Below are 21,002 nucleotides of genomic sequence, written 5' to 3'. Positions count from 1 at the left end.
CGGCCCCGTGCCGGGGTTTCTGCTTGTGGCACACATTCAAATGTGAACGCTGGACAATGTGGGAGCGGGCTTGCTCGCGAATACGGCTTATCATTCAACATCTTTATTGACTGACCCACCGCATTCGCGAGCAAGCCCGCTCCCACATTTGATCGTGTTCAAACAGTAAGAATCGAGGAAGTCCTATGGCCTGGCTACCCCACATCACCGTCGCCACTATCGTCGAAGACAACGGCCGGTTCCTGATGGTCGAAGAACTCAAGGGCGGACAAGCGGTACTCAACCAACCCGCCGGCCATCTGGACCCGGACGAAACCCTGATCGAAGCCGCCGTGCGCGAAACCCTCGAAGAAACCGGCTGGGACGTCGAGCCGACGGGCGTGGTGGGCATTTACCTCTACACCGCACCGAGCAACGGCGTGACCTATCAGCGGGTCTGCTTCACCGCCAAAGCGCTGAAACACCACCCCGACTATCAGCTGGATGACGGCATCGTCGGCGCCAAATGGCTGACCCGTGACGAATTGGTAGAACAGCGCGCAAACTGGCGCAGTGAGCTGATCATCCGCTGCATCGATGATTATCTGGACGGTAAACACTTCGGTCTCGAACTGATCCGCCCTTCTCTTTAGCCTTGCGGGCTTCGGCCTGTTAGAATCGCGTCCTTTTTCAAGACACTCATTGAATCCCTATGCGTGATCCAGCCCCTTCTGACACACAAAAGAAGCGCGTCATTGTCGGCATGTCCGGCGGCGTGGACTCTTCCGTTTCCGCTCTCCTGCTGATCGAGCAGGGTTACGAGGTGGAAGGCCTGTTCATGAAGAACTGGGAAGAAGACGATGGAACGGAATACTGCACCGCCATGGACGACCTGGCGGATGCGCAGGCTGTGTGCGACAAGATTGGCATCAAGCTGCACACCGCCAACTTCGCCGCCGAGTACTGGGACAACGTGTTCGAACACTTCCTGGCCGAATACAAAGCCGGGCGCACGCCGAATCCGGACATCCTGTGTAACCGCGAGATCAAGTTCAAGGCGTTCCTCGACTACGCCATGATGCTCGGCGCCGACCTGATCGCCACCGGCCACTACGTGCGCCGCCGCGACATCGATGGCCGAACCGAGTTGCTCAAGGGCCTGGACCCGAACAAGGACCAGAGCTACTTCCTGCACGCCGTGGGCGGTGAACAGATCGCCAAGACCCTGTTCCCGGTCGGCGAGCTGGAAAAACCCGAAGTCCGCGCGATTGCCGAGAAACACGAACTGGCCACCGCGAAGAAAAAGGATTCCACCGGGATCTGCTTTATCGGCGAACGCCGCTTCAGCGACTTCCTCAAGCAGTACCTGCCGGCGCAGCCAGGCGAGATCAAGACCACCGAAGGTGAAGTCATTGGCCGTCACCACGGCTTGATGTACCACACCATCGGTCAGCGCCAGGGCCTGGGCATCGGCGGCTTGAAAGACGCCAGTGACGAGCCGTGGTATGTGCTGATCAAGGATCTGGTCAACAACGAGCTGATCGTTGGCCAGGGCAATGATCACCCGTATCTGTTCTCCCGCGCCCTGCTCGCCTCGGACATCTATTGGGTCAACCCGATTGATCTGAGCGAATCCCGCCGTTTGACCGCCAAGGTCCGTTATCGCCAAAGCGACCAGCCTTGCACGCTGGAAAAGACCGCCACCGGCTACCGCGCGATCTTCGATGACCCGCAACGCGCGGTCACCCCAGGCCAATCCGTGGTGTTCTATGACGGGGAAATCTGCCTCGGCGGCGGCGTGATCGAAATTGCCGAGCCGTGGACCAGCAAAGGCACTCCTCAAGGCGCACAGCAATGAGCCCGACTCAGGAGCAATTGACGGCACTGGGCGGCGTGTTTCTCGCCGCCGTGCTGGTGGACAAGATCGCCAAGAGCGGCCAGACCAGCGAAGCCGGCCTGACGTGCATGCTCGGCAGCTTGCTGATTCGCGACCCCAAGGACACCCTGGAAGTCTACGGCGGCGACGACATCAATCTGCGTGAAGGCTATCGCGCGTTGATCGGTGCCCTGGAACGCGACCCGAGCACCCTGCAGCGCGAACCACTGCGTTATGCCCTGGCGATGCTGGGTCTTGAGCGTCAATTGGCCAAGCGTGGCGACATGCTCGAGGTGATCGGCAAGCGCCTGCCACAGATTCAATCCCAGGTTGAGCACTTCGGTCCGGCCCACGAAAACGTGATCGCGGCCTGCGGTGCGCTGTATCAGGACACCCTGAGCACCTTGCGCCAACGGATCCAGGTCCACGGCGACATGCGTAACTTGCAGCAACCGAGCAACGCCTCGAAGATCCGCGCGCTGTTGCTCGCCGGGATTCGTTCGGCGCGGTTGTGGCGGCAGTTGGGCGGCCATCGCTGGCAGCTGGTGATTAGCCGTCGCAAGTTGCTCAAAGAGCTTTACCCGCTGATGCGCAGCAGCTGAACCGCGCCCGCAACACCGCTTTGTAGTCAGTAACGCGTAGTACGCCGGTCAGTTGGCAACGGACCGGCGGAATTTTTCATGTATGATACGCGCCCCATTTCGTTGCCCGACTGTCCGAGAACACCCCATGCAGCTCTCTTCGCTCACTGCGGTTTCCCCTGTTGACGGCCGCTACGCCGGCAGAACCCAGGCCCTGCGCCCAATTTTCAGCGAATACGGTCTGATCCGTGCTCGCGTTCTGGTTGAAGTGCGCTGGCTCCAGCGCCTGGCCGCCCACCCAGGCATCAGCGAAGTGCCGGCGTTCTCCGCCGAAGCCAACGCGGTGCTGAACACCTTGGCGGACAACTTCGCTCTGGAGCACGCCGAGCGTGTCAAAGAGATCGAGCGCACCACCAACCACGACGTTAAAGCCATCGAATACTTGCTCAAAGAGCAAGCGGCCAAGCTGCCGGAACTGGCCAAGGTCAGCGAGTTCATCCACTTTGCCTGCACCAGCGAGGACATCAACAACCTGTCCCACGCCCTGATGCTGCGCGAAGGCCGTGATGACGTGATGCTGCCGCTGATGCGCCAGACCGCTGAAGCCATCCGCGAACTGGCGATCCGTTTCGCTGACGTGCCAATGCTGTCGCGCACCCACGGTCAACCGGCTTCGCCGACCACCCTGGGCAAAGAGCTGGCGAACGTGGTTTACCGTCTGGAGCGTCAAATCGCTCAAGTCGCTGCCGTTCCGCTGCTGGGCAAGATCAACGGCGCTGTCGGCAACTACAACGCACACATCTCCGCCTACCCGGAAATCGACTGGGAAGAAAACGCCCGCGCCTTCATCGAAGACGAGCTGGGCCTGGGCTTCAACCCGTACACCACGCAGATCGAACCGCACGACTATATTGCCGAGCTGTTCGACGTGATCGCCCGCTTCAACACCATCCTGATCGACTTCGACCGCGACATCTGGGGCTACATCTCCCTGGGTTATTTCAAGCAGCGCACCATCGCTGGCGAAATCGGCTCGTCGACCATGCCGCACAAGGTCAACCCGATCGACTTCGAAAACTCCGAAGGCAACCTGGGTATCGCCAACGCACTGTTCCAGCACCTGGCGAGCAAACTGCCAATCTCCCGCTGGCAGCGCGACCTGACCGACTCCACCGTACTGCGTAACCTCGGTGTCGGCTTCGCCCATAGCGTGATCGCGTACGAAGCCAGCCTCAAAGGCATCAGTAAACTTGAGCTCAACGCTCAGAAAATTGCTGCCGACCTGGACGCGTGCTGGGAAGTATTGGCCGAGCCAATCCAGACCGTGATGCGCCGCTACAACATCGAAAACCCGTACGAGAAGCTGAAAGAGTTGACTCGCGGCAAGGGCATCAGCCCTGAAGCGCTGCAAACTTTCATCGACGGCCTGGACATGCCAGCCGCAGCCAAAGCCGAGCTGAAATTGCTCACCCCGGCGAACTACATCGGTAACGCTGTAGAGCAAGCCAAACGCATCTGATCGACCGCTTGACCCTTTTGAGACGCCCGGCAGCGCCGGGCGTTTTTATTCCCGTCTGAAAAGTGCATTTTTTCAATAGGTTACACATGAATCCTGATATTCCTCTTCAACTTCTGGGTGGCATCACGGCACGCGAATTCCTGCGTGACTACTGGCAGAAAAAACCGCTGCTGATCCGCCAGGCGATCCCCGATTTCGAAAGCCCGATCGATCCCGACGAACTGGCCGGCCTGGCGCTTGAAGAAGAAGTTGAATCGCGCCTGGTGATCGAGCACGGTGAGCGTCCTTGGGAATTGCGCCGCGGCCCGTTCGCCGAAGACGAATTCAGCAAGCTGCCGGAAACCGAGTGGACCCTGCTGGTTCAAGCGGTTGACCAATTCGTGCCAGAAGTGGGCGAGTTGCTGGAGCAGTTCCGCTTCCTGCCGAGCTGGCGCGTCGACGACGTGATGATCAGCTTCGCCGCCCCCGGTGGCAGCGTCGGCCCGCACTTCGATAACTACGACGTGTTCCTGCTGCAAGGCCACGGCAAGCGCAACTGGAAAATCGGCCAGATGTGCGATTCCGAGAGCAAGCTGCTGCCACACGCAGACCTGCGCATCCTCGCCGACTTCGAAGCCACCGATGAGTGGGTTCTGGAACCGGGCGACATGCTCTACCTGCCGCCGCGCCTGGCTCACTGCGGCGTCGCGATTGATGACTGCATGACCTACTCGGTCGGCTTCCGCGCCCCAAGCGCCTCTGAAGTGCTGACTCATTTCACCGACTTCCTCAGCCAGTTCCTGACAGATGAAGAGCGTTACACCGATGCCGACGCCCTGCCGGCAGTCGATCCGCACCAGATCCAGCACGACGCCCTTGATCGCCTGAAAGCTTTGCTGGCCGAGCACATGAGCGACGAGCGCCTGCTGCTGACCTGGTTCGGCCAGTACATGACCGAGCCGCGCTACCCGGAACTGGTGGTCGGCCCGGAAGAAATCGAAGAAGAAGACTTCCTCGCCAGCCTGGAACAAGGTGCTGTGCTGATTCGCAACCCAAGCGCGCGCATGGCCTGGTCCGAAGTCGATGACGACCTGCTGCTGTTCGCCAGCGGCCAGAGCCGTTACCTGCCGGGCAAACTGCGCGAGTTGCTGAAGCTGATCTGCGCTGCTGACGCCCTGCACACCGATAACCTTGGTGACTGGCTGAACGACGAAGACGGCCGCGGCCTGCTGTGCGAGCTGGTCAAGCAAGGCAGCCTGGGGTTTGCTGATGAATAAAATCCACGTTCGTGTCGCAGACTGGCAGAAGGATATCGCCGAGATACGGCGCATTCGTGAGACGGTGTTCATCGCCGAGCAATCCGTTCCGCCTGAGCTGGAATGGGATGCCGATGACGCCACAGCGGTGCATTTCCTCGCTTTCGAAGGCGACTTTCCGATTGGCACCGCCCGCCTGCTGCCCGATGGTCACATTGGCCGGGTTTCGGTACTCAAGGACTGGCGCGGCTTGAAAGTCGGCGATGCGCTGATGCAAGCGGTGATCGGCGAGGCCGAGAAGCGCGGGCTGAAGCAGCAGATGCTGAGTGCACAGGTACAGGCCACAGCGTTCTATGAGCGCTTGGGGTTTAGCCTGGTCAGTGAGGAATTCCTGGAAGCCGGGATACCGCATGTGGACATGGTTCGGCATTCGGCCTAGCCCTTGTGGCGAGGGCGCTTGCTCCCGCTGGGCTGCGCAGCAGACCCAAGATTTTGGGGCCGCTTCGCGCCCCAGCGGGAGCCAGCTCCCTCGCCACAAAAACAGCCTGTGAACACCATCAAATCGCCCCGCCATCCTTGGATGCCGGGGCGTTTTGCTGTCTACGATTCAACTTGCCCCACCCTGGGCCGACAAACTGGCAATATCAAGCCTTTAGAAAGCGGAGATAACGGACATGTCCCTACGCACCCTGCTCACCACGCTGTTGTTGACCTGCAGTTTTTCGGTCATGGCCGCCACCGAGATCGTGCCCCTGAGCTACCGCACCAGCGCCGACATGCTGCCGGTGGCGCAGAATTTTATTGGCAAGGACGGCCAGGTCAGCGCCTATGGCAACCAACTGATCGTCAACGCAGAACCTGACAAGATCGACGAACTTAAGACCTTCATCGCCCAACTCGACACCGCACCCAAACGCCTGCTGATCACTGTCGACACCAACGAAAACAACTTCCAGGGCGATCAGGGTTACTCCGTGAACGGCGCCGCGCCGAGCCAGACTCGGATCATCAATCGCAGCACCGACAGCCGTGACGGCGGCATCCAGCAGGTTCAGGCCAGCGAAGGTTCGCCGGCACTGATCCAGGTTGGCCAGAGCGTGCCGCTGACCAGCACGCAAACCGATACTTACGGTCGCGTGCAAAGCCAGACTCAGTATCGCAACGTCACCCAGGGGTTCTACGTCACCGCCAGCGTCACCGGCAACATCGTTCACCTGGCGATCAGTACCAACCGTGACCGCATGAGCCAGGAACGTCCCGATGTAGTGAATGTGCAAAGTACCGACACAACTGTCACGGGGCGCCTGGGCGAGTGGATCACCTTGGCCGGCGTGAATCGCCAGACTCAGGCCGACAAACAGGGCATAACCCGCAGCTACTCTACTCAGGGTCGGGATGACATGACCTTGCGGGTGAAAGTCGACACGCTGGACTAAAGCACCAAAAACTGACTGATTAGTCGTATTAGACTAAAGATGTAGTGCCTGAAAAAAAGCACTACAAAACGTTTGACGAGCCAAAAAAGCAAAGGCATGATGGCCTCGCTCCCGCTAATCAGGGGCCCTGGCAAGGGCCTTCGAGGCGCTGCTCGCATCTACCCCGCGAGCCGCTTCGTGTCTGTACCGCCCACAAGGTGTGTTTGACGAGGTTGCCGACTGGAACGAAGTTGTCCCGAGGGACGGAAGCGTAATTAGGTAACCCGGCACCACACTGAAGTTCGTATAGAGGCCCACGACGCCCGAATGCGCTCGCCAGTTCGCCCTTACCTGCTCACTTCCCCTCGAGCCCATCGTTCATCCCGTCGCCATCCCCGCCGAATCCGACTTGACCGCCTAAGCTTCTGGTCAGCGAGCAGCCTTTTACGCCTCTCTAAATATGCGTACTCGGCAGGAGCAGGAATTTTCCACCCCAGACCTATGCGACGAGGTTTATCTCCATGGCACTGACACGCGAACAGCAAATTGCAGCCCTTGAAAAAGATTGGGCTGAAAACCCACGCTGGAAAGGCGTGACACGCGCTTACTCCGCTGCTGACGTCGTCCGTCTGCGTGGCTCGGTTCAACCTGAGCACACCTTTGCAAAACTGGGCGCCGAGAAGCTCTGGAACCTGGTGACCCAGGGTGCCAAGCCGTCCTTCCGTCCTGAGAAAGATTTCGTCAACTGCATGGGCGCCCTGACTGGCGGCCAGGCTGTACAACAAGTTAAAGCCGGTATCCAGGCGATCTACCTGTCGGGCTGGCAAGTAGCTGCGGACAACAACTCCGCCGAATCGATGTACCCGGACCAGTCGCTGTACCCGGTGGACTCGGTTCCAACCGTGGTCAAGCGCATCAACAACTCGTTCCGTCGTGCTGACCAGATCCAGTGGAAAGCCGGCAAAGGCCCGGGCGACGAAGGTTACATCGACTACTTCGCGCCAATCGTGGCTGACGCTGAAGCCGGTTTCGGCGGCGTACTGAACGCTTACGAGCTGATGAAGAGCATGATCGAAGCAGGCGCCGCCGGCGTTCACTTCGAAGACCAACTGGCTTCCGTGAAGAAATGCGGCCACATGGGCGGCAAGGTACTGGTTCCTACCCAGGAAGCTGTGCAAAAGCTGACCGCTGCTCGTCTGGCAGCTGACGTTGCCGGCACGCCGACCATCATCCTGGCGCGTACCGATGCTAACGCCGCTGACCTGCTGACTTCGGACTGCGACCCGTACGACCAGCCATTCGTGACTGGCGAACGCACCCAGGAAGGCTTCTACAAAGTACGCGCCGGCCTCGACCAGGCTATCGCTCGCGGCCTGGCTTACGCGCCGTACGCCGACCTGATCTGGTGCGAAACCGCCAAGCCGGACCTGGACGAAGCTCGTCGCTTCGCCGAAGCGATCAAAAAGGAATACCCGGACCAACTGCTGTCGTACAACTGCTCGCCTTCCTTCAACTGGAAGAAAAACCTGGACGACGCGACCATCGCCAAGTTCCAGCGCGAACTGTCCGCCATGGGTTACAAGCACCAGTTCATCACCCTGGCCGGCATTCACAACATGTGGCACAGCATGTTCAACCTGGCGCACGACTACGCCCGCAACGACATGACTGCCTACGTGAAGCTGCAAGAGCAAGAGTTCGCTGACGCTGCCAAGGGTTACACCTTCGTGGCTCACCAGCAGGAAGTGGGCACCGGCTACTTCGACGACATGACCACCGTAATTCAAGGTGGCTCGTCTTCGGTGACCGCGCTGACCGGTTCGACTGAAGAAGAACAGTTCCACTGATTGGCTGTAACTGAGCAAACGGCCGTTGCGGATCGGATAGAAAACTAACCGCAGCGTCGCACCTCTAGACGCCCCGACTGGTTCGGGGCGTTTTTTTGCCTGGAATTTCACCCAATCCTGCAGGAGCGAAGAATGCGCCGCGGTTTTTCAGGGATACTGCGTCATCGTTTTTCGCGGGCAAGTCGGATCGCCGCACCGCTCGCTCCTACAAGGGCAAAAAATATTGATCCAGAGCAGCATGGCGATCAGAAAACTGCGGTAAAACGACCTAGGCTGCTACTTGCAGTAACAGCTATATAAGACAACTTCCCGGCCACCCACCCGTTAAACAGTTTAAAAACCAGCACAAACGATACTGATTATCATTTATCAACAACTTTGTTCGTTACATTCCCTACAAAACATAATTGATGAAATGCCCCCTAATGCCCGAACCGCATGGGCTGCAGGCCCGTGGAGGTGCGCTATGTCCTTATTCCTATAAATAATTTCGCTATAGGAATTTTACTTGCTCGGTGTTTAGCCATAAAATCACCGCGATTGATTGCTGCGACATATCGTCACTGCTTTGTTTCTTTTCAAGCTCAGAGACCTTTGCTCTCTGTTAAGGATTACCAGCATGCCCGAAGCGACAGGACTCATGGCCCACAACTGGGGCTTTGCCATTTTCCTTCTGGGCGTCGTCGGCCTCTGCGCCTTCATGCTCGGCGTCTCCAGCCTCCTAGGGTCAAAAGCCTGGGGCCGCAGCAAAAACGAACCGTTCGAGTCCGGCATGCTACCTACAGGTGGCGCCCGCTTGCGGCTCTCAGCCAAATTCTATCTGGTCGCGATGCTCTTCGTGATCTTCGATATCGAAGCCCTCTTTCTCTTTGCCTGGTCTGTGTCCGTCCGCGAAAGCGGCTGGACCGGATTCGTCGAAGCTCTCGTTTTCATAGCAATTCTGTTGGCAGGTCTTGTCTACCTGTTCCGAGTGGGCGCCCTTGACTGGGCTCCGGAAGCTCGTCGCAAGCGGCAGGCGAAGCTGAAACAATGAGGCTTTGGCAATGCAATACAATCTCACCAGGATCGACCCCGATGCTCCTAACGAGCAGTATCCGATTGGCGAGCGGGAAACCGTTTCCGATCCGTTAGAAGATCAAGTCCACAAAAACATCTTCATGGGCAAGCTCGAAGACGTGCTTAACGGCACGATCAACTGGGGGCGCAAGAACTCCCTGTGGCCGTATAACTTCGGTCTTTCGTGCTGCTACGTGGAAATGACCACCGCCTTCACGGCGCCCCACGACATCGCGCGCTTTGGCGCCGAGGTTATCCGGGCATCGCCGCGTCAGGCGGATTTCATGGTTATCGCCGGTACCTGCTTCATCAAGATGGCGCCGATCATTCAGCGTCTCTACGAGCAAATGCTCGAACCTAAATGGGTTATCTCCATGGGTTCGTGCGCCAACTCCGGTGGCATGTACGACATCTACTCCGTCGTTCAAGGGGTGGACAAGTTCCTGCCCGTGGACGTCTACGTGCCTGGCTGCCCGCCCCGCCCTGAAGCTTTTCTGCAAGGCTTGATGCTCTTGCAAGAGTCGATTGGACAGGAGCGTCGTCCGCTTTCCTGGGTCGTCGGCGATCAAGGCGTGTACCGCGCCGAGATGCCTTCGCAAAAGGAACAGCGCCGCGAACAGCGAATCGCAGTCACCAACCTGCGCAGCCCCGACGAAGTCTGATCCAGATCTGCTTCTTTTATAGAACGAGACACTGGCTTCATTCTTTACGTTGACCGAAAGCGATAAATAACCATGACTACAGGCAGCGCTCTGTACATCCCGCCTTATAAGGCAGACGACCAGGATGTGGTCGTCGAACTGAACAATCGTTTTGGCCCCGAGGCGTTCACCGCCCAGCCTACCCGCACCGGCATGCCGGTGCTTTGGGTTGCCCGTGCCAAACTCGTCGAAGTCCTAACCTTCCTGCGCAACCTGCCCAAGCCGTACGTCATGCTCTATGACCTGCACGGCGTGGACGAGCGTCTGCGCACCAAGCGTCAAGGGCTGCCAAGCGGCGCCGACTTCACTGTGTTCTATCACTTGATGTCGATCGAACGTAATAGTGACGTAATGATCAAGGTCGCCTTGTCCGAGAGCGACCTCAGCCTGCCGACCGTCACCAGCATCTGGCCGAACGCCAACTGGTACGAGCGTGAAGTGTGGGACATGTACGGGATCGACTTCAAAGGTCACCCGCACCTGACCCGCATCATGATGCCGCCGACCTGGGAAGGTCACCCGCTGCGCAAGGACTTCCCGGCCCGTGCCACCGAGTTCGACCCGTTCACCCTGAACCTGGCCAAGCAACAGCTTGAGGAAGAGGCCGCGCGCTTCAAGCCTGAAGACTGGGGCATGAAGCGTTCCGGTGCGAACGAGGACTACATGTTCCTCAACCTCGGCCCAAACCACCCTTCCGCGCACGGTGCGTTCCGCATCATCCTGCAGCTGGACGGTGAAGAGATCGTCGATTGCGTACCGGACGTTGGCTACCACCACCGTGGTGCCGAGAAGATGGCCGAGCGTCAGTCCTGGCACAGCTTCATCCCGTACACCGACCGTATCGACTACCTCGGCGGCGTGATGAACAACCTGCCGTACGTGCTCTCGGTCGAGAAGCTGGCCGGCATCAAGGTGCCCGAGAAGGTCGACGTCATCCGCATCATGATGGCCGAGTTCTTCCGGATCACCAGCCACCTGCTGTTCCTGGGCACCTACATCCAGGACGTCGGCGCAATGACTCCGGTGTTCTTCACCTTCACCGACCGCCAGAAGGCGTACACGGTGATCGAAGCCATCACCGGTTTCCGTCTGCACCCGGCCTGGTATCGCATCGGTGGCGTTGCTCACGACCTGCCACGCGGCTGGGAAAAACTGGTTAAAGACTTCGTCGAGTGGATGCCAAAGCGTCTGGACGAATACCAGAAAGCCGCGCTGGACAACAGCATCCTCAAAGGCCGGACCATCGGCGTCGCGGCCTACAACACCAAAGAAGCCCTGGAATGGGGCGTCACCGGTGCAGGCTTGCGTTCGACCGGTTGCGACTTCGACTTGCGTAAAGCTCGCCCGTACTCCGGCTACGAGAACTTCGAATTCGAAGTCCCGCTGGCGGCCAATGGCGATGCCTACGACCGTTGCATCGTGCGCGTCGAAGAAATGCGCCAGAGCCTGAAAATCATCGAGCAGTGCATGCGCAACATGCCGGAAGGCCCGTACAAGGCGGATCACCCGCTGACGACGCCGCCGCCGAAAGAACGCACGCTGCAGCACATCGAGACCCTGATCACACACTTCCTGCAAGTTTCGTGGGGCCCGGTCATGCCGGCCAACGAGTCCTTCCAGATGATTGAAGCGACCAAGGGCATCAACAGTTATTACCTGACGAGCGATGGCGGCACCATGAGCTACCGCACCCGGATTCGCACCCCAAGCTTCCCGCACTTGCAGCAGATCCCTTCGGTGATCAAAGGCAGCATGGTCGCGGACTTGATCGCGTACCTGGGTAGTATCGATTTCGTTATGGCCGACGTGGACCGCTAAGCATGAACAGCACGCTTATCCAGACAGACCGTTTCGCCCTGAGCGAAACCGAGCGCTCGGCCATCGAGCACGAGCTGCATCACTACGAAGACCCGCGCGCGGCGTCGATCGAAGCCCTGAAGATCGTCCAGAAGGAACGTGGCTGGGTGCCTGACGGCGCGCTCTACGCCATCGGCGAGATGCTCGGCATCCCGGCCAGCGACGTTGAAGGGGTGGCTACTTTCTATAGCCAGATCTTCCGTCAGCCAGTGGGCCGTCACATCATTCGCGTCTGCGACAGCATGGTCTGCTACATCGGCGGCCATGAATCCGTGGTCAGCGAAATCCAGAGCAAGCTTGGCATCGGCCTGGGTCAGACCACCGCCGACGGTCGTTTCACCCTGCTGCCGGTTTGCTGCCTCGGCAACTGCGACAAGGCGCCGGCGTTGATGATCGACGACGACACATTCGGTGATGTGCAGCCTGCTGGCGTCGCCAAATTGCTCGAGGGCTACGTATGACCCTGACTTCCTTCGGTCCTGCCAACCGCATCAAGCGTTCGGCCGAGACTCATCCGCTGACCTGGCGTCTGCGTGACGACGGCGAGGCTGTGTGGCTCGACGAGTACCAGGCCAAGAACGGTTACGCAGCTGCGCGCAAAGCCTTCGCCGACATGGCCCAGGACGACATCGTCCAGACCGTGAAAGACGCCGGCCTGAAAGGTCGCGGCGGTGCAGGCTTCCCCACTGGAGTCAAGTGGGGCCTGATGCCCAAGGACGAATCCATCAACATCCGCTACCTGCTGTGCAACGCGGATGAAATGGAGCCGAACACCTGGAAAGACCGCATGCTGATGGAGCAACTGCCCCATCTGCTGATCGAAGGCATGCTGATCAGTGCTCGCGCGCTGAAAACCTACCGTGGCTACATTTTCCTGCGTGGCGAATACACCACCGCCGCCAAGCACTTGAACCGTGCCGTGGAAGAAGCCAAGGCAGCAGGTCTGCTGGGCAAGAACATCCTGGGCAGCGGCTTCGATTTCGAGCTGTTCGTCCACACCGGCGCCGGGCGTTACATCTGCGGTGAAGAAACCGCACTGATCAACTCCCTCGAAGGCCGCCGCGCCAACCCGCGCTCCAAGCCGCCCTTCCCTGCCGCCGTTGGCGTGTGGGGCAAGCCGACTTGCGTGAACAACGTTGAAACCCTGTGCAACGTGCCGGCAATCATTGCCGACGGCGTGGACTGGTACAAATCGTTGGCGCGTGAAGGCAGCGAAGACATGGGCACCAAGCTCATGGGCTTCTCTGGCAAGGTCAAGAACCCGGGCCTGTGGGAACTGCCATTCGGCGTGACCGCTCGCGAGTTGTTCGAAGACTACGCCGGCGGCATGCGCGACGGCTTCAAGCTCAAGTGCTGGCAGCCCGGCGGCGCCGGTACCGGTTTCCTGTTGCCGGAACACCTGGACGCACAAATGTACGCCGGCGGCATCGCCAAGGTTGGCACCCGGATGGGTACCGGCCTGGCCATGGCTGTGGACGACAGCGTCAACATGGTTTCCCTTCTGCGCAACATGGAAGAGTTCTTCTCCCGCGAGTCGTGCGGCTTCTGCACCCCGTGCCGTGACGGTTTGCCGTGGAGCGTCAAGCTTCTGCGTGCGATCGAGAACGGTGAAGGGCAAGCCGGCGATATCGAGACCCTGCTGGGTCTGGTCGGTTTCCTCGGCCCTGGCAAGACCTTCTGTGCTCACGCACCGGGCGCCGTGGAGCCATTGGGCAGCGCAATCAAATACTTCCGCCCAGAGTTCGAAGCCGGCATCGCGCCTACCAGCGCCGCCGTCCCGCCTCTGGCAAGGCCGATCGTAGTCGGCGCGTAAACACTTAAAAAAGGCGAAGGGTCCGTGCCCTTCGCCTTCTCGTGTGATGACGCCTTAAACGGCTGTGTTGATTCACGCGAATAACAAGATTCCATTAGCCACGCCCGCTGACACCGGGCCAACGAAGAACTTTGAACCATGGCCACTATCCACGTAGACGGCAAAGAGCTCGAAGTCGATGGGGCAGACAACCTGTTACAGGCATGTCTGTCGCTAGGCCTCGATATCCCTTATTTCTGCTGGCACCCAGCCCTGGGCAGTGTTGGCGCTTGCCGCCAGTGCGCGGTCAAGCAGTACACCGACGCCAACGACACCCGTGGTCGGATCGTCATGTCCTGCATGACCCCCGCCACCGACGGCAGCTGGATCTCCATCGAAGACGAAGAAGCGAAAGTGTTTCGCGCCAGCGTCGTCGAATGGCTGATGACCAACCACCCTCACGACTGCCCGGTCTGTGAAGAAGGCGGTCACTGCCACCTGCAAGACATGACGGTGATGACCGGCCACAACGAGCGCCGTTATCGCTTCACCAAGCGTACTCACCAGAACCAGCAACTGGGCCCGTTCATTTCCCACGAAATGAACCGCTGCATCGCTTGCTACCGCTGCGTGCGCTTCTATAAGGATTACGCTGGCGGCACCGACCTCGGTGTATTCGGCGCCCACGACAACGTGTACTTCGGTCGCGTTGAAGACGGCGTGCTGGAAAGCGAGTTCTCCGGCAACCTCACCGAGGTCTGCCCGACCGGTGTGTTCACCGACAAGACTCACTCCGAGCGCTACAACCGCAAGTGGGACATGCAGTTCTCGCCGAGCATCTGCCATGGCTGCTCCAGCGGTTGCAACATCTCCCCGGGCGAGCGCTACGGTGAACTGCGTCGTATCGAAAACCGCTTCAACGGTTCGGTAAACCAGTACTTCCTGTGCGACCGTGGCCGTTTCGGCTATGGCTACGTCAACCGCGAAGACCGCCCGCGTCAGCCACTGCTGGCCAACGGCGCCAAGCTGAGCCTCGACGAAGCACTGGATAAAGCCTCTGACCTGCTGCGCGGTCGCAATATCGTCGGTATCGGTTCGCCGCGTGCCAGCCTCGAAAGCAACTTCGCGTTGCGTGAACTGGTCGGCGCCGAGCACTTCTACTCCGGTATCGAAGCCGCCGAGCTGGATCGCATCCGCCTGGTCATGCAAGTTCTGAAAGACAGCCCGCTGCCGATCCCGAACATGCGCGACATCGAAGACCACGACGCGATCTTCGTCCTCGGTGAAGACCTGACCCAGACCGCCGCCCGTATGGCCCTGTCCCTGCGTCAATCGGTCAAGGGCAAAGCCGAAGACATGGCCGACGCGATGCGCGTTCAGCCGTGGCTCGACGCTGCGGTGAAGAACATCGGTCAGCACGAGCTGAACCCGCTGTTTATCGCCAGCCTGGCTGAAACCAAGCTCGACGACATCGCTGAAGAATGCGTACACGCGGCCCCGGACGACCTGGCCCGCATCGGTTTCGCTGTGGCTCACGCCCTCGACGCCAGCGCACCCGCCGTTGAAGGCCTGGACGCGGAAGCCGTTGAACTGGCTCAACGTATCGCCAATGCCCTGCTGGCCGCCAAGCGTCCGCTGATCATTGCCGGTACTTCGTTGGGTTCCAAAGCGCTGATCGAAGCGGCGGCGAACATTGCCAAAGCCCTGAAGCTGCGCGAGAAGAACGGTTCCATCAGCCTGATCGTGCCAGAGGCCAACAGCCTCGGCCTGGCCATGCTCGGTGGCAACTCGGTCGACGATGCGCTGCAAGCAGTGATCGACGGTAAGGCCGACGCCATCGTCGTGCTGGAAAACGATCTGTACACCCGCACCGACAAAGCGAAGGTCGATGCTGCCCTGAACGCCGCGAAAGTGGTGATCGTTGCAGACCATCAGAAGACTGCCACCAGCGATCGCGCGGACCTGGTTCTGCCAGCCGCCAGCTTCGCTGAAGGCGACGGTACGCTGGTCAGCCAGGAAGGCCGCGCCCAGCGCTTCTTCCAAGTGTTCGACCCGAAATACATGGACGCAAGCATCCTGGTTCACGAAGGCTGGCGCTGGCTGCATGCCCTGCGCGCAACCCTGCTGAATCAGCCGATCGACTGGACCCAACTGGACCACGTCACCGCTGCCGTTGCTTCGAGCACGCCGCAACTGGCGCGTATCGTTGACGCCGCACCGTCCGCCGCGTTCCGCATCAAGGGCATGAAACTGGCCCGCGAACCGCTGCGTTACTCCGGTCGTACCGCCATGCGCGCTGACATCAGCGTGCACGAACCGCGTACCCCGCAAGACAACGACACCGCGTTCAACTTCTCGATGGAAGGTTACTCGGGCTCGGTCGAACCGCGTCAGCAAGTGCCATTCGCCTGGTCGCCGGGCTGGAACTCGCCGCAAGCCTGGAACAAGTTCCAGGACGAAGTCGGTGGTCACATCCGCGCTGGCGACCCGGGCACCCGCCTGATCGAAAGTGCTGGTGATTCGCTGAACTGGTTCGCCAGTGTTCCGCGCGCGTTCAACCCGGCGCCAGGTACCTGGCAGGTCGTGCCGTTCTTCCACCTGCTCGGCAGCGAAGAGACCTCTTCCAAAGCCGCACCGGTTCAGGAACGCATCCCGGCCGCCTACGTCGCTTTGGCCAAATCCGAAGCCGACCGTCTGGGTGTCAACGATGGCGCAATGCTCAGCTTGACCGTAGCCGGCCAGACCTTGCGTCTACCACTGCGCATCAACGAAGAGCTGGGTGCTGGCCTGGTGGCATTGCCTGCGGGTATCGCCGGCATTCCAGCGGCAATCTTTGGCAAAACCGTTGACGGTCTGCAGGAGGCAGCTCAATGACCTGGTTCACGCCTGAAGTGATCGACGTAATCATCGCCGTCCTCAAGGCCATCGTGATTCTGCTCGCCGTGGTGGTTTGCGGCGCGCTGCTGAGCTGGGTCGAGCGTCGTTTGCTCGCCCTCTGGCAGGACCGTTACGGTCCGAACCGCGTGGGCCCGTTCGGCGCGTTCCAGATCGCGGCCGACATGATCAAGATGTTCTTCAAGGAAGACTGGACGCCTCCATTCGCCGACAAGATGATCTTCACCCTGGCACCGGTTGTGGCCATGAGCGCCCTGCTGATTGCCTTCGCGATCATCCCGATCACCCCGACCTGGGGCGTCGCGGATCTGAACATCGGCATCCTGTTCTTCTTCGCCATGGCCGGTCTGTCGGTCTACGCGGTGTTGTTCGCCGGTTGGTCGAGTAACAACAAGTTCGCCCTGTTGGGCAGCTTGCGGGCCTCGGCACAAACCGTGTCGTACGAAGTGTTCATGGGCCTGTCGTTGATGGGCATCGTGATCCAGGTCGGCTCGTTCAACATGCGCGACATCGTCGATTATCAAGCCCAGCACCTGTGGTTCATCATTCCGCAGATCTTCGGCTTCCTGACCTTCTTCATCGCTGGCGTCGCCGTGACTCACCGTCACCCGTTCGACCAACCGGAAGCGGAACAGGAACTGGCTGACGGTTACCACATTGAATATGCCGGCATGAAATGGGGCATGTTCTTCGTCGGTGAGTACATCGGCATCGTGTTGATTTCGGCGCTGCTGGTGACCTTGTTCTTCGGTGGCTGGCACGGTCCGTTCGGCATTCTGCCGCAGATCCCGTTCATCTGGTTCGCGCTTAAAACCGCGTTCTTCATCATGATCTTCATCCTGTTGCGCGCCTCGATTCCGCGCCCACGGTATGACCAAGTGATGGATTTCAGCTGGAAGTTCTGCCTGCCGCTGACCCTCGTCAACATGCTGGTGACCGCTGCGATCGTGTTGCTCAACACGCCCGCCGTCGCGGCTCAGTGAGGATAGAGAATCATGAAGTACATTTTTGACATCGTGCATGGCTTCTTCACCCAGCTTCGCAGCCTGGTGATGATCTTCGGCCATGCCTTCCGCAAGCGCGACACGCTGCAGTACCCGGAAGAAGCCGTGTACCTGCCGCCGCGCTACCGTGGCCGTATCGTCCTGACCCGCGACCCTGATGGCGAAGAGCGTTGTGTAGCCTGCAACCTGTGCGCCGTAGCGTGCCCGGTCGGTTGCATCTCGCTGCAGAAAGCCGAAACCGAAGACGGTCGCTGGTACCCGGACTTCTTCCGCATCAACTTCTCGCGCTGCATCTTTTGCGGCCTCTGCGAGGAAGCCTGCCCGACCACCGCGATCCAGCTGACACCGGATTTCGAGATGGCCGAGTTCAAACGTCAGGACCTGGTTTACGAGAAAGAAGATCTGCTGATCTCCGGCCCCGGCAAAAACCCTGATTACAACTTCTATCGTGTTGCAGGTATGGCGATTGCCGGTAAGCCCAAAGGCGCCGCGCAGAATGAAGCCGAACCGATCAACGTGAAGAGCTTGCTGCCTTAAGGAAGAAAGATGGAATTCGCTTTCTATTTCGCATCGGGTATCGCTGTGGTGTCCACGCTTCGCGTGATCACCAACACCAACCCTGTGCACGCCCTGCTCTACCTGATCATTTCGCTGATTGCCGTGGCGATGACGTTTTTCGCCCTCGGCGCACCGTTTGCCGGTGTGCTGGAAGTGATCGCCTACGCTGGCGCCATCATGGTGCTGTTCGTGTTCGTGGTGATGATGCTGAACCTCGGTCCCGCCTCGGTTCAGCAAGAGCGCGTCTGGCTCAAGCCCGGCATCTGGATCGGCCCGGTCATTCTCGGCGCCCTGCTGCTGGCTGAACTGCTGTACGTGCTGTTCAGCCACTCCAGCGGTCAGGCCGTCGGCCACACCACCGTCGATGCGAAGGCCGTGGGCATCAGCCTGTTCGGTCCGTATCTGCTGGTGGTTGAACTCGCCTCGATGTTGCTGCTCGCCGCAGCCGTCACGGCGTTCCATCTCGGCCGTAACGAGGCGAAGGAGTAAGTCATGCCTGCTATCCCAATGGAACATGGCCTGGCGGTTGCCGGCATCCTGTTCTGCCTCGGTCTGGTCGGCCTGATGGTCCGCCGCAACATTCTCTTCGTGCTGATGAGCCTGGAGGTCATGATGAATGCCTCCGCTTTGGCATTCATCGTTGCCGGTAGCCGCTGGGGTCAGCCGGATGGACAGATCATGTTCATCCTGGTGATCAGCCTGGCAGCCGCCGAGGCCAGTATTGGCCTGGCGATTCTGTTGCAGCTGTATCGCCGCTTCCACACTCTCGATATCGACGCTGCCAGCGAGATGCGCGGATGAATCTTCTCTATCTGACTTTCGTATTCCCTCTTATAGGTTTCCTGCTGCTGTCGTTCTCACGCGGCCGCTTCTCGGAAAACCTGTCGGCGCTGATTGGCGTCGGTTCCATTGGCCTGTCTGCCATCGTCGCGGCTTACGTGATCTGGCAATTCAACGTCGCCCCGCCGGAAGGCGGTCACTACACCCAGGTGTTGTGGCAGTGGATGGCCGTTGAAGGCTTCACGCCGAACTTCGCGCTGTACCTGGATGGCCTGTCCGTGACCATGCTCGGTGTGGTTGTCGGCGTCGGCTTCCTGATCCACCTGTTCGCATCGTGGTACATGCGCGGTGAAGATGGTTACTCGCGCTTCTTCGCCTACACCAACCTGTTTATCGCCAGCATGCTGTTCCTGATCCTGGGCGATAACCTGTTGTTCCTGTACTTCGGCTGGGAAGGCGTGGGCCTGTGCTCGTACCTGTTGATCGGTTTCTACTACAGCAACCGCAACAACGGTAACGCGGCACTCAAAGCCTTTATCGTCACCCGTATCGGCGACGTGTTCATGGCCATCGGGCTGTTCATCCTGTTCCAACAGTTGGGCACGCTGAATATCCAGGAACTGCTGGTCAAGGCACCTGAGCACTTCAAGGTCGGCGACTTCTGGATCGTTCTGGCGACCCTGATGCTGCTGGGCGGCGCTGTCGGTAAATCCGCGCAACTGCCGCTGCAAACCTGGCTGGCGGATGCGATGGCCGGTCCTACCCCGGTTTCGGCACTGATCCACGCGGCAACCATGGTGACCGCAGGCGTTTACCTGATCGCCCGTACTCACGGCTTGTTCGCCCTGGCGCCGGATATCCTGCACCTGGTCGGCATTGTCGGCGGCGTGACCCTGGTACTCGCCGGTTTTGCTGCACTGGTCCAGACCGACATCAAACGCATCCTCGCCTACTCGACCATGAGCCAGATCGGCTACATGTTCCTGGCGCTGGGCGTTGGTGCATGGGAAGGCGCGATCTTCCACCTGATGACCCACGCCTTCTTCAAGGCGCTGCTGTTCCTGGCATCCGGTGCGGTGATCGTTGCCTGCCACCACGAGCAGAACATCTTCAAGATGGGCGGCCTGTGGAAGAAACTGCCGCTGGCCTACACCAGCTTCATCGTCGGCGGCGCGGCACTCTCTGCCCTGCCACTGGTGACCGCGGGCTTCTACTCCAAGGACGAAATCCTCTGGGAAGCGTTCGCCAGCGGCAACCACGGTCTGCTGTATGCAGGTCTGGTCGGCGCGTTCATGACTTCGCTGTACACCTTCCGCCTGATCTTCATCGCGTTCCACGGTGAAGCGAAGACCGAAGCCCACGCCGGTCACGGCATCGCTCACTGGCTGCCACTGTCGGTGCTGATCGTTCTGTCGACCTTCGTTGGCGCGATGATCGTTCCGCCGCTGCACGGCGTACTGCCAGAGAGCGTCGGCCATGCCGGCGGCGAAGCCAAGCACAGTCTGGAAATCGCTTCGGGCGCCATCGCCCTGGCCGGTATCCTGCTGGCCGCACTGCTGTTTCTCGGCAAGCGTCGTTTCGTCACTGCAATCGCCAACAGCGGCATCGGCCGCTTCCTTTCGGCCTGGTGGTTCGCTGCCTGGGGCTTCGACTGGATCTACGACAAACTGTTCGTCAAGCCATACCTTGCGATCAGCCACGCACTGCGCAAAGACCCGCTCGATCAAACCATCGGTTTGATCCCGCGTATGGCCAAGGGTGGTCATACCGCCCTGAGCCGTACCGAAACCGGTCAACTGCGTTGGTACGCGGCATCGATGGCAGCCGGCTCCGTGCTGGTCATCGGCGCCATCGTGCTGGTAGCGGTCTGAATATGAACCTTGCGAACTTGCGAAAGGAATTGAGCC

Annotated in this window: 19 protein-coding genes; all 19 read left to right on the top strand. The window is 59.7% G+C overall.

Annotated features, from left to right (window positions below):
* The first annotated feature begins 185 nt into the window (after positions 1 to 185).
* The 19 genes from AC1MEW_RS15175 to nuoL all read left to right on the top strand — a co-directional run bounded on the left by AC1MEW_RS15175 (position 186) and on the right by nuoL (position 20,966).
* Entirely contained in the window at positions 186 to 632 is a 447-nt protein-coding gene (locus AC1MEW_RS15175) for an NUDIX hydrolase (RefSeq protein WP_201204576.1), read from the top strand.
* Positions 633 to 691: 59 nt separating this feature from the next.
* Positions 692 to 1,837 carry a tRNA 2-thiouridine(34) synthase MnmA gene (gene mnmA / locus AC1MEW_RS15170; protein WP_201204578.1) on the top strand — a complete coding sequence of 382 codons (1,146 nt, stop codon included), beginning with the start codon at positions 692 to 694 and terminating at the stop codon, positions 1,835 to 1,837.
* Positions 1,834 to 2,457, top strand: coding sequence for a high frequency lysogenization protein HflD (gene hflD, locus AC1MEW_RS15165; protein WP_201197121.1), 624 nt, complete (start codon positions 1,834 to 1,836; stop codon positions 2,455 to 2,457). The genes mnmA and hflD overlap by 4 nt, the downstream gene beginning before the upstream one ends.
* Before the next feature lie 127 nt (positions 2,458 to 2,584).
* The gene (purB, locus tag AC1MEW_RS15160) at positions 2,585 to 3,955 is read left to right on the top strand and encodes an adenylosuccinate lyase (protein ID WP_480426787.1); all 1,371 of its coding nucleotides are present in this window, start codon (positions 2,585 to 2,587) and stop codon (positions 3,953 to 3,955) included.
* Between the two features lie 86 nt (positions 3,956 to 4,041).
* Positions 4,042 to 5,211 (top strand): ribosomal protein uL16 3-hydroxylase, encoded by a 1,170-nt coding sequence (locus AC1MEW_RS15155; RefSeq protein ID WP_322268998.1) that lies wholly within the window; start codon positions 4,042 to 4,044, stop codon positions 5,209 to 5,211.
* A complete protein-coding gene (locus AC1MEW_RS15150) occupies positions 5,204 to 5,629 on the top strand; it encodes a GNAT family N-acetyltransferase (RefSeq protein WP_054053668.1) in 426 nt (141 codons plus the stop codon). The genes AC1MEW_RS15155 and AC1MEW_RS15150 overlap by 8 nt, the downstream gene beginning before the upstream one ends.
* 235 nt (positions 5,630 to 5,864) lie before the next feature.
* A complete protein-coding gene (locus AC1MEW_RS15145; RefSeq protein WP_480426785.1) occupies positions 5,865 to 6,626 on the top strand; it encodes a secretin N-terminal domain-containing protein in 762 nt (253 codons plus the stop codon).
* Positions 6,627 to 7,126: 500 nt separating this feature from the next.
* A complete protein-coding gene (aceA, locus tag AC1MEW_RS15140) occupies positions 7,127 to 8,452 on the top strand; it encodes an isocitrate lyase (protein ID WP_008032724.1) in 1,326 nt (441 codons plus the stop codon).
* 619 nt (positions 8,453 to 9,071) lie between these two features.
* On the top strand, positions 9,072 to 9,485 hold the full coding sequence (locus AC1MEW_RS15135; RefSeq protein WP_003223812.1) for an NADH-quinone oxidoreductase subunit A: 414 nt from the start codon (positions 9,072 to 9,074) through the stop codon (positions 9,483 to 9,485).
* A gap of 10 nt (positions 9,486 to 9,495) precedes the next feature.
* Positions 9,496 to 10,170 (top strand): NuoB/complex I 20 kDa subunit family protein, encoded by a 675-nt coding sequence (locus AC1MEW_RS15130; RefSeq protein ID WP_008146035.1) that lies wholly within the window; start codon positions 9,496 to 9,498, stop codon positions 10,168 to 10,170.
* Positions 10,171 to 10,242: 72 nt separating this feature from the next.
* On the top strand, positions 10,243 to 12,027 hold the full coding sequence (nuoC, locus tag AC1MEW_RS15125) for an NADH-quinone oxidoreductase subunit C/D (RefSeq protein WP_054053672.1): 1,785 nt from the start codon (positions 10,243 to 10,245) through the stop codon (positions 12,025 to 12,027).
* A 2-nt stretch (positions 12,028 to 12,029) separates the two neighbouring features.
* A complete protein-coding gene (nuoE, locus tag AC1MEW_RS15120) occupies positions 12,030 to 12,527 on the top strand; it encodes an NADH-quinone oxidoreductase subunit NuoE (RefSeq protein WP_201204588.1) in 498 nt (165 codons plus the stop codon).
* Positions 12,524 to 13,879, top strand: a complete 1,356-nt coding sequence (nuoF, locus tag AC1MEW_RS15115; RefSeq protein WP_322269000.1) for an NADH-quinone oxidoreductase subunit NuoF — start codon at positions 12,524 to 12,526, stop codon at positions 13,877 to 13,879. The genes nuoE and nuoF overlap by 4 nt, the downstream gene beginning before the upstream one ends.
* 138 nt (positions 13,880 to 14,017) lie before the next feature.
* Complete coding sequence (gene nuoG / locus AC1MEW_RS15110) at positions 14,018 to 16,732, top strand: NADH-quinone oxidoreductase subunit NuoG (protein ID WP_201204592.1); 2,715 nt, start codon at positions 14,018 to 14,020, stop codon at positions 16,730 to 16,732.
* A complete protein-coding gene (nuoH, locus tag AC1MEW_RS15105; protein ID WP_201204594.1) occupies positions 16,729 to 17,736 on the top strand; it encodes an NADH-quinone oxidoreductase subunit NuoH in 1,008 nt (335 codons plus the stop codon). Before nuoG ends, nuoH begins: the two co-directional genes overlap by 4 nt.
* 12 nt (positions 17,737 to 17,748) lie before the next feature.
* Positions 17,749 to 18,294 carry an NADH-quinone oxidoreductase subunit NuoI gene (gene nuoI / locus AC1MEW_RS15100; protein ID WP_177331423.1) on the top strand — a complete coding sequence of 182 codons (546 nt, stop codon included), beginning with the start codon at positions 17,749 to 17,751 and terminating at the stop codon, positions 18,292 to 18,294.
* 9 nt (positions 18,295 to 18,303) lie between these two features.
* A complete protein-coding gene (gene nuoJ / locus AC1MEW_RS15095; protein ID WP_322269001.1) occupies positions 18,304 to 18,804 on the top strand; it encodes an NADH-quinone oxidoreductase subunit J in 501 nt (166 codons plus the stop codon).
* A 3-nt stretch (positions 18,805 to 18,807) separates the two neighbouring features.
* Positions 18,808 to 19,116, top strand: a complete 309-nt coding sequence (gene nuoK, locus AC1MEW_RS15090) for an NADH-quinone oxidoreductase subunit NuoK (RefSeq protein WP_133838688.1) — start codon at positions 18,808 to 18,810, stop codon at positions 19,114 to 19,116.
* Positions 19,113 to 20,966 (top strand): NADH-quinone oxidoreductase subunit L, encoded by a 1,854-nt coding sequence (gene nuoL / locus AC1MEW_RS15085; protein ID WP_201204598.1) that lies wholly within the window; start codon positions 19,113 to 19,115, stop codon positions 20,964 to 20,966. Before nuoK ends, nuoL begins: the two co-directional genes overlap by 4 nt.
* Positions 20,967 to 21,002 lie beyond the last annotated feature (36 nt).

The sequence above is a fragment of the Pseudomonas sp. ASL4 genome (genome assembly GCF_056680395.1).
The sequence above is the reverse complement of the archived record's forward strand: the minus strand, read 5'-3'. Positions and strand labels throughout refer to the sequence as shown.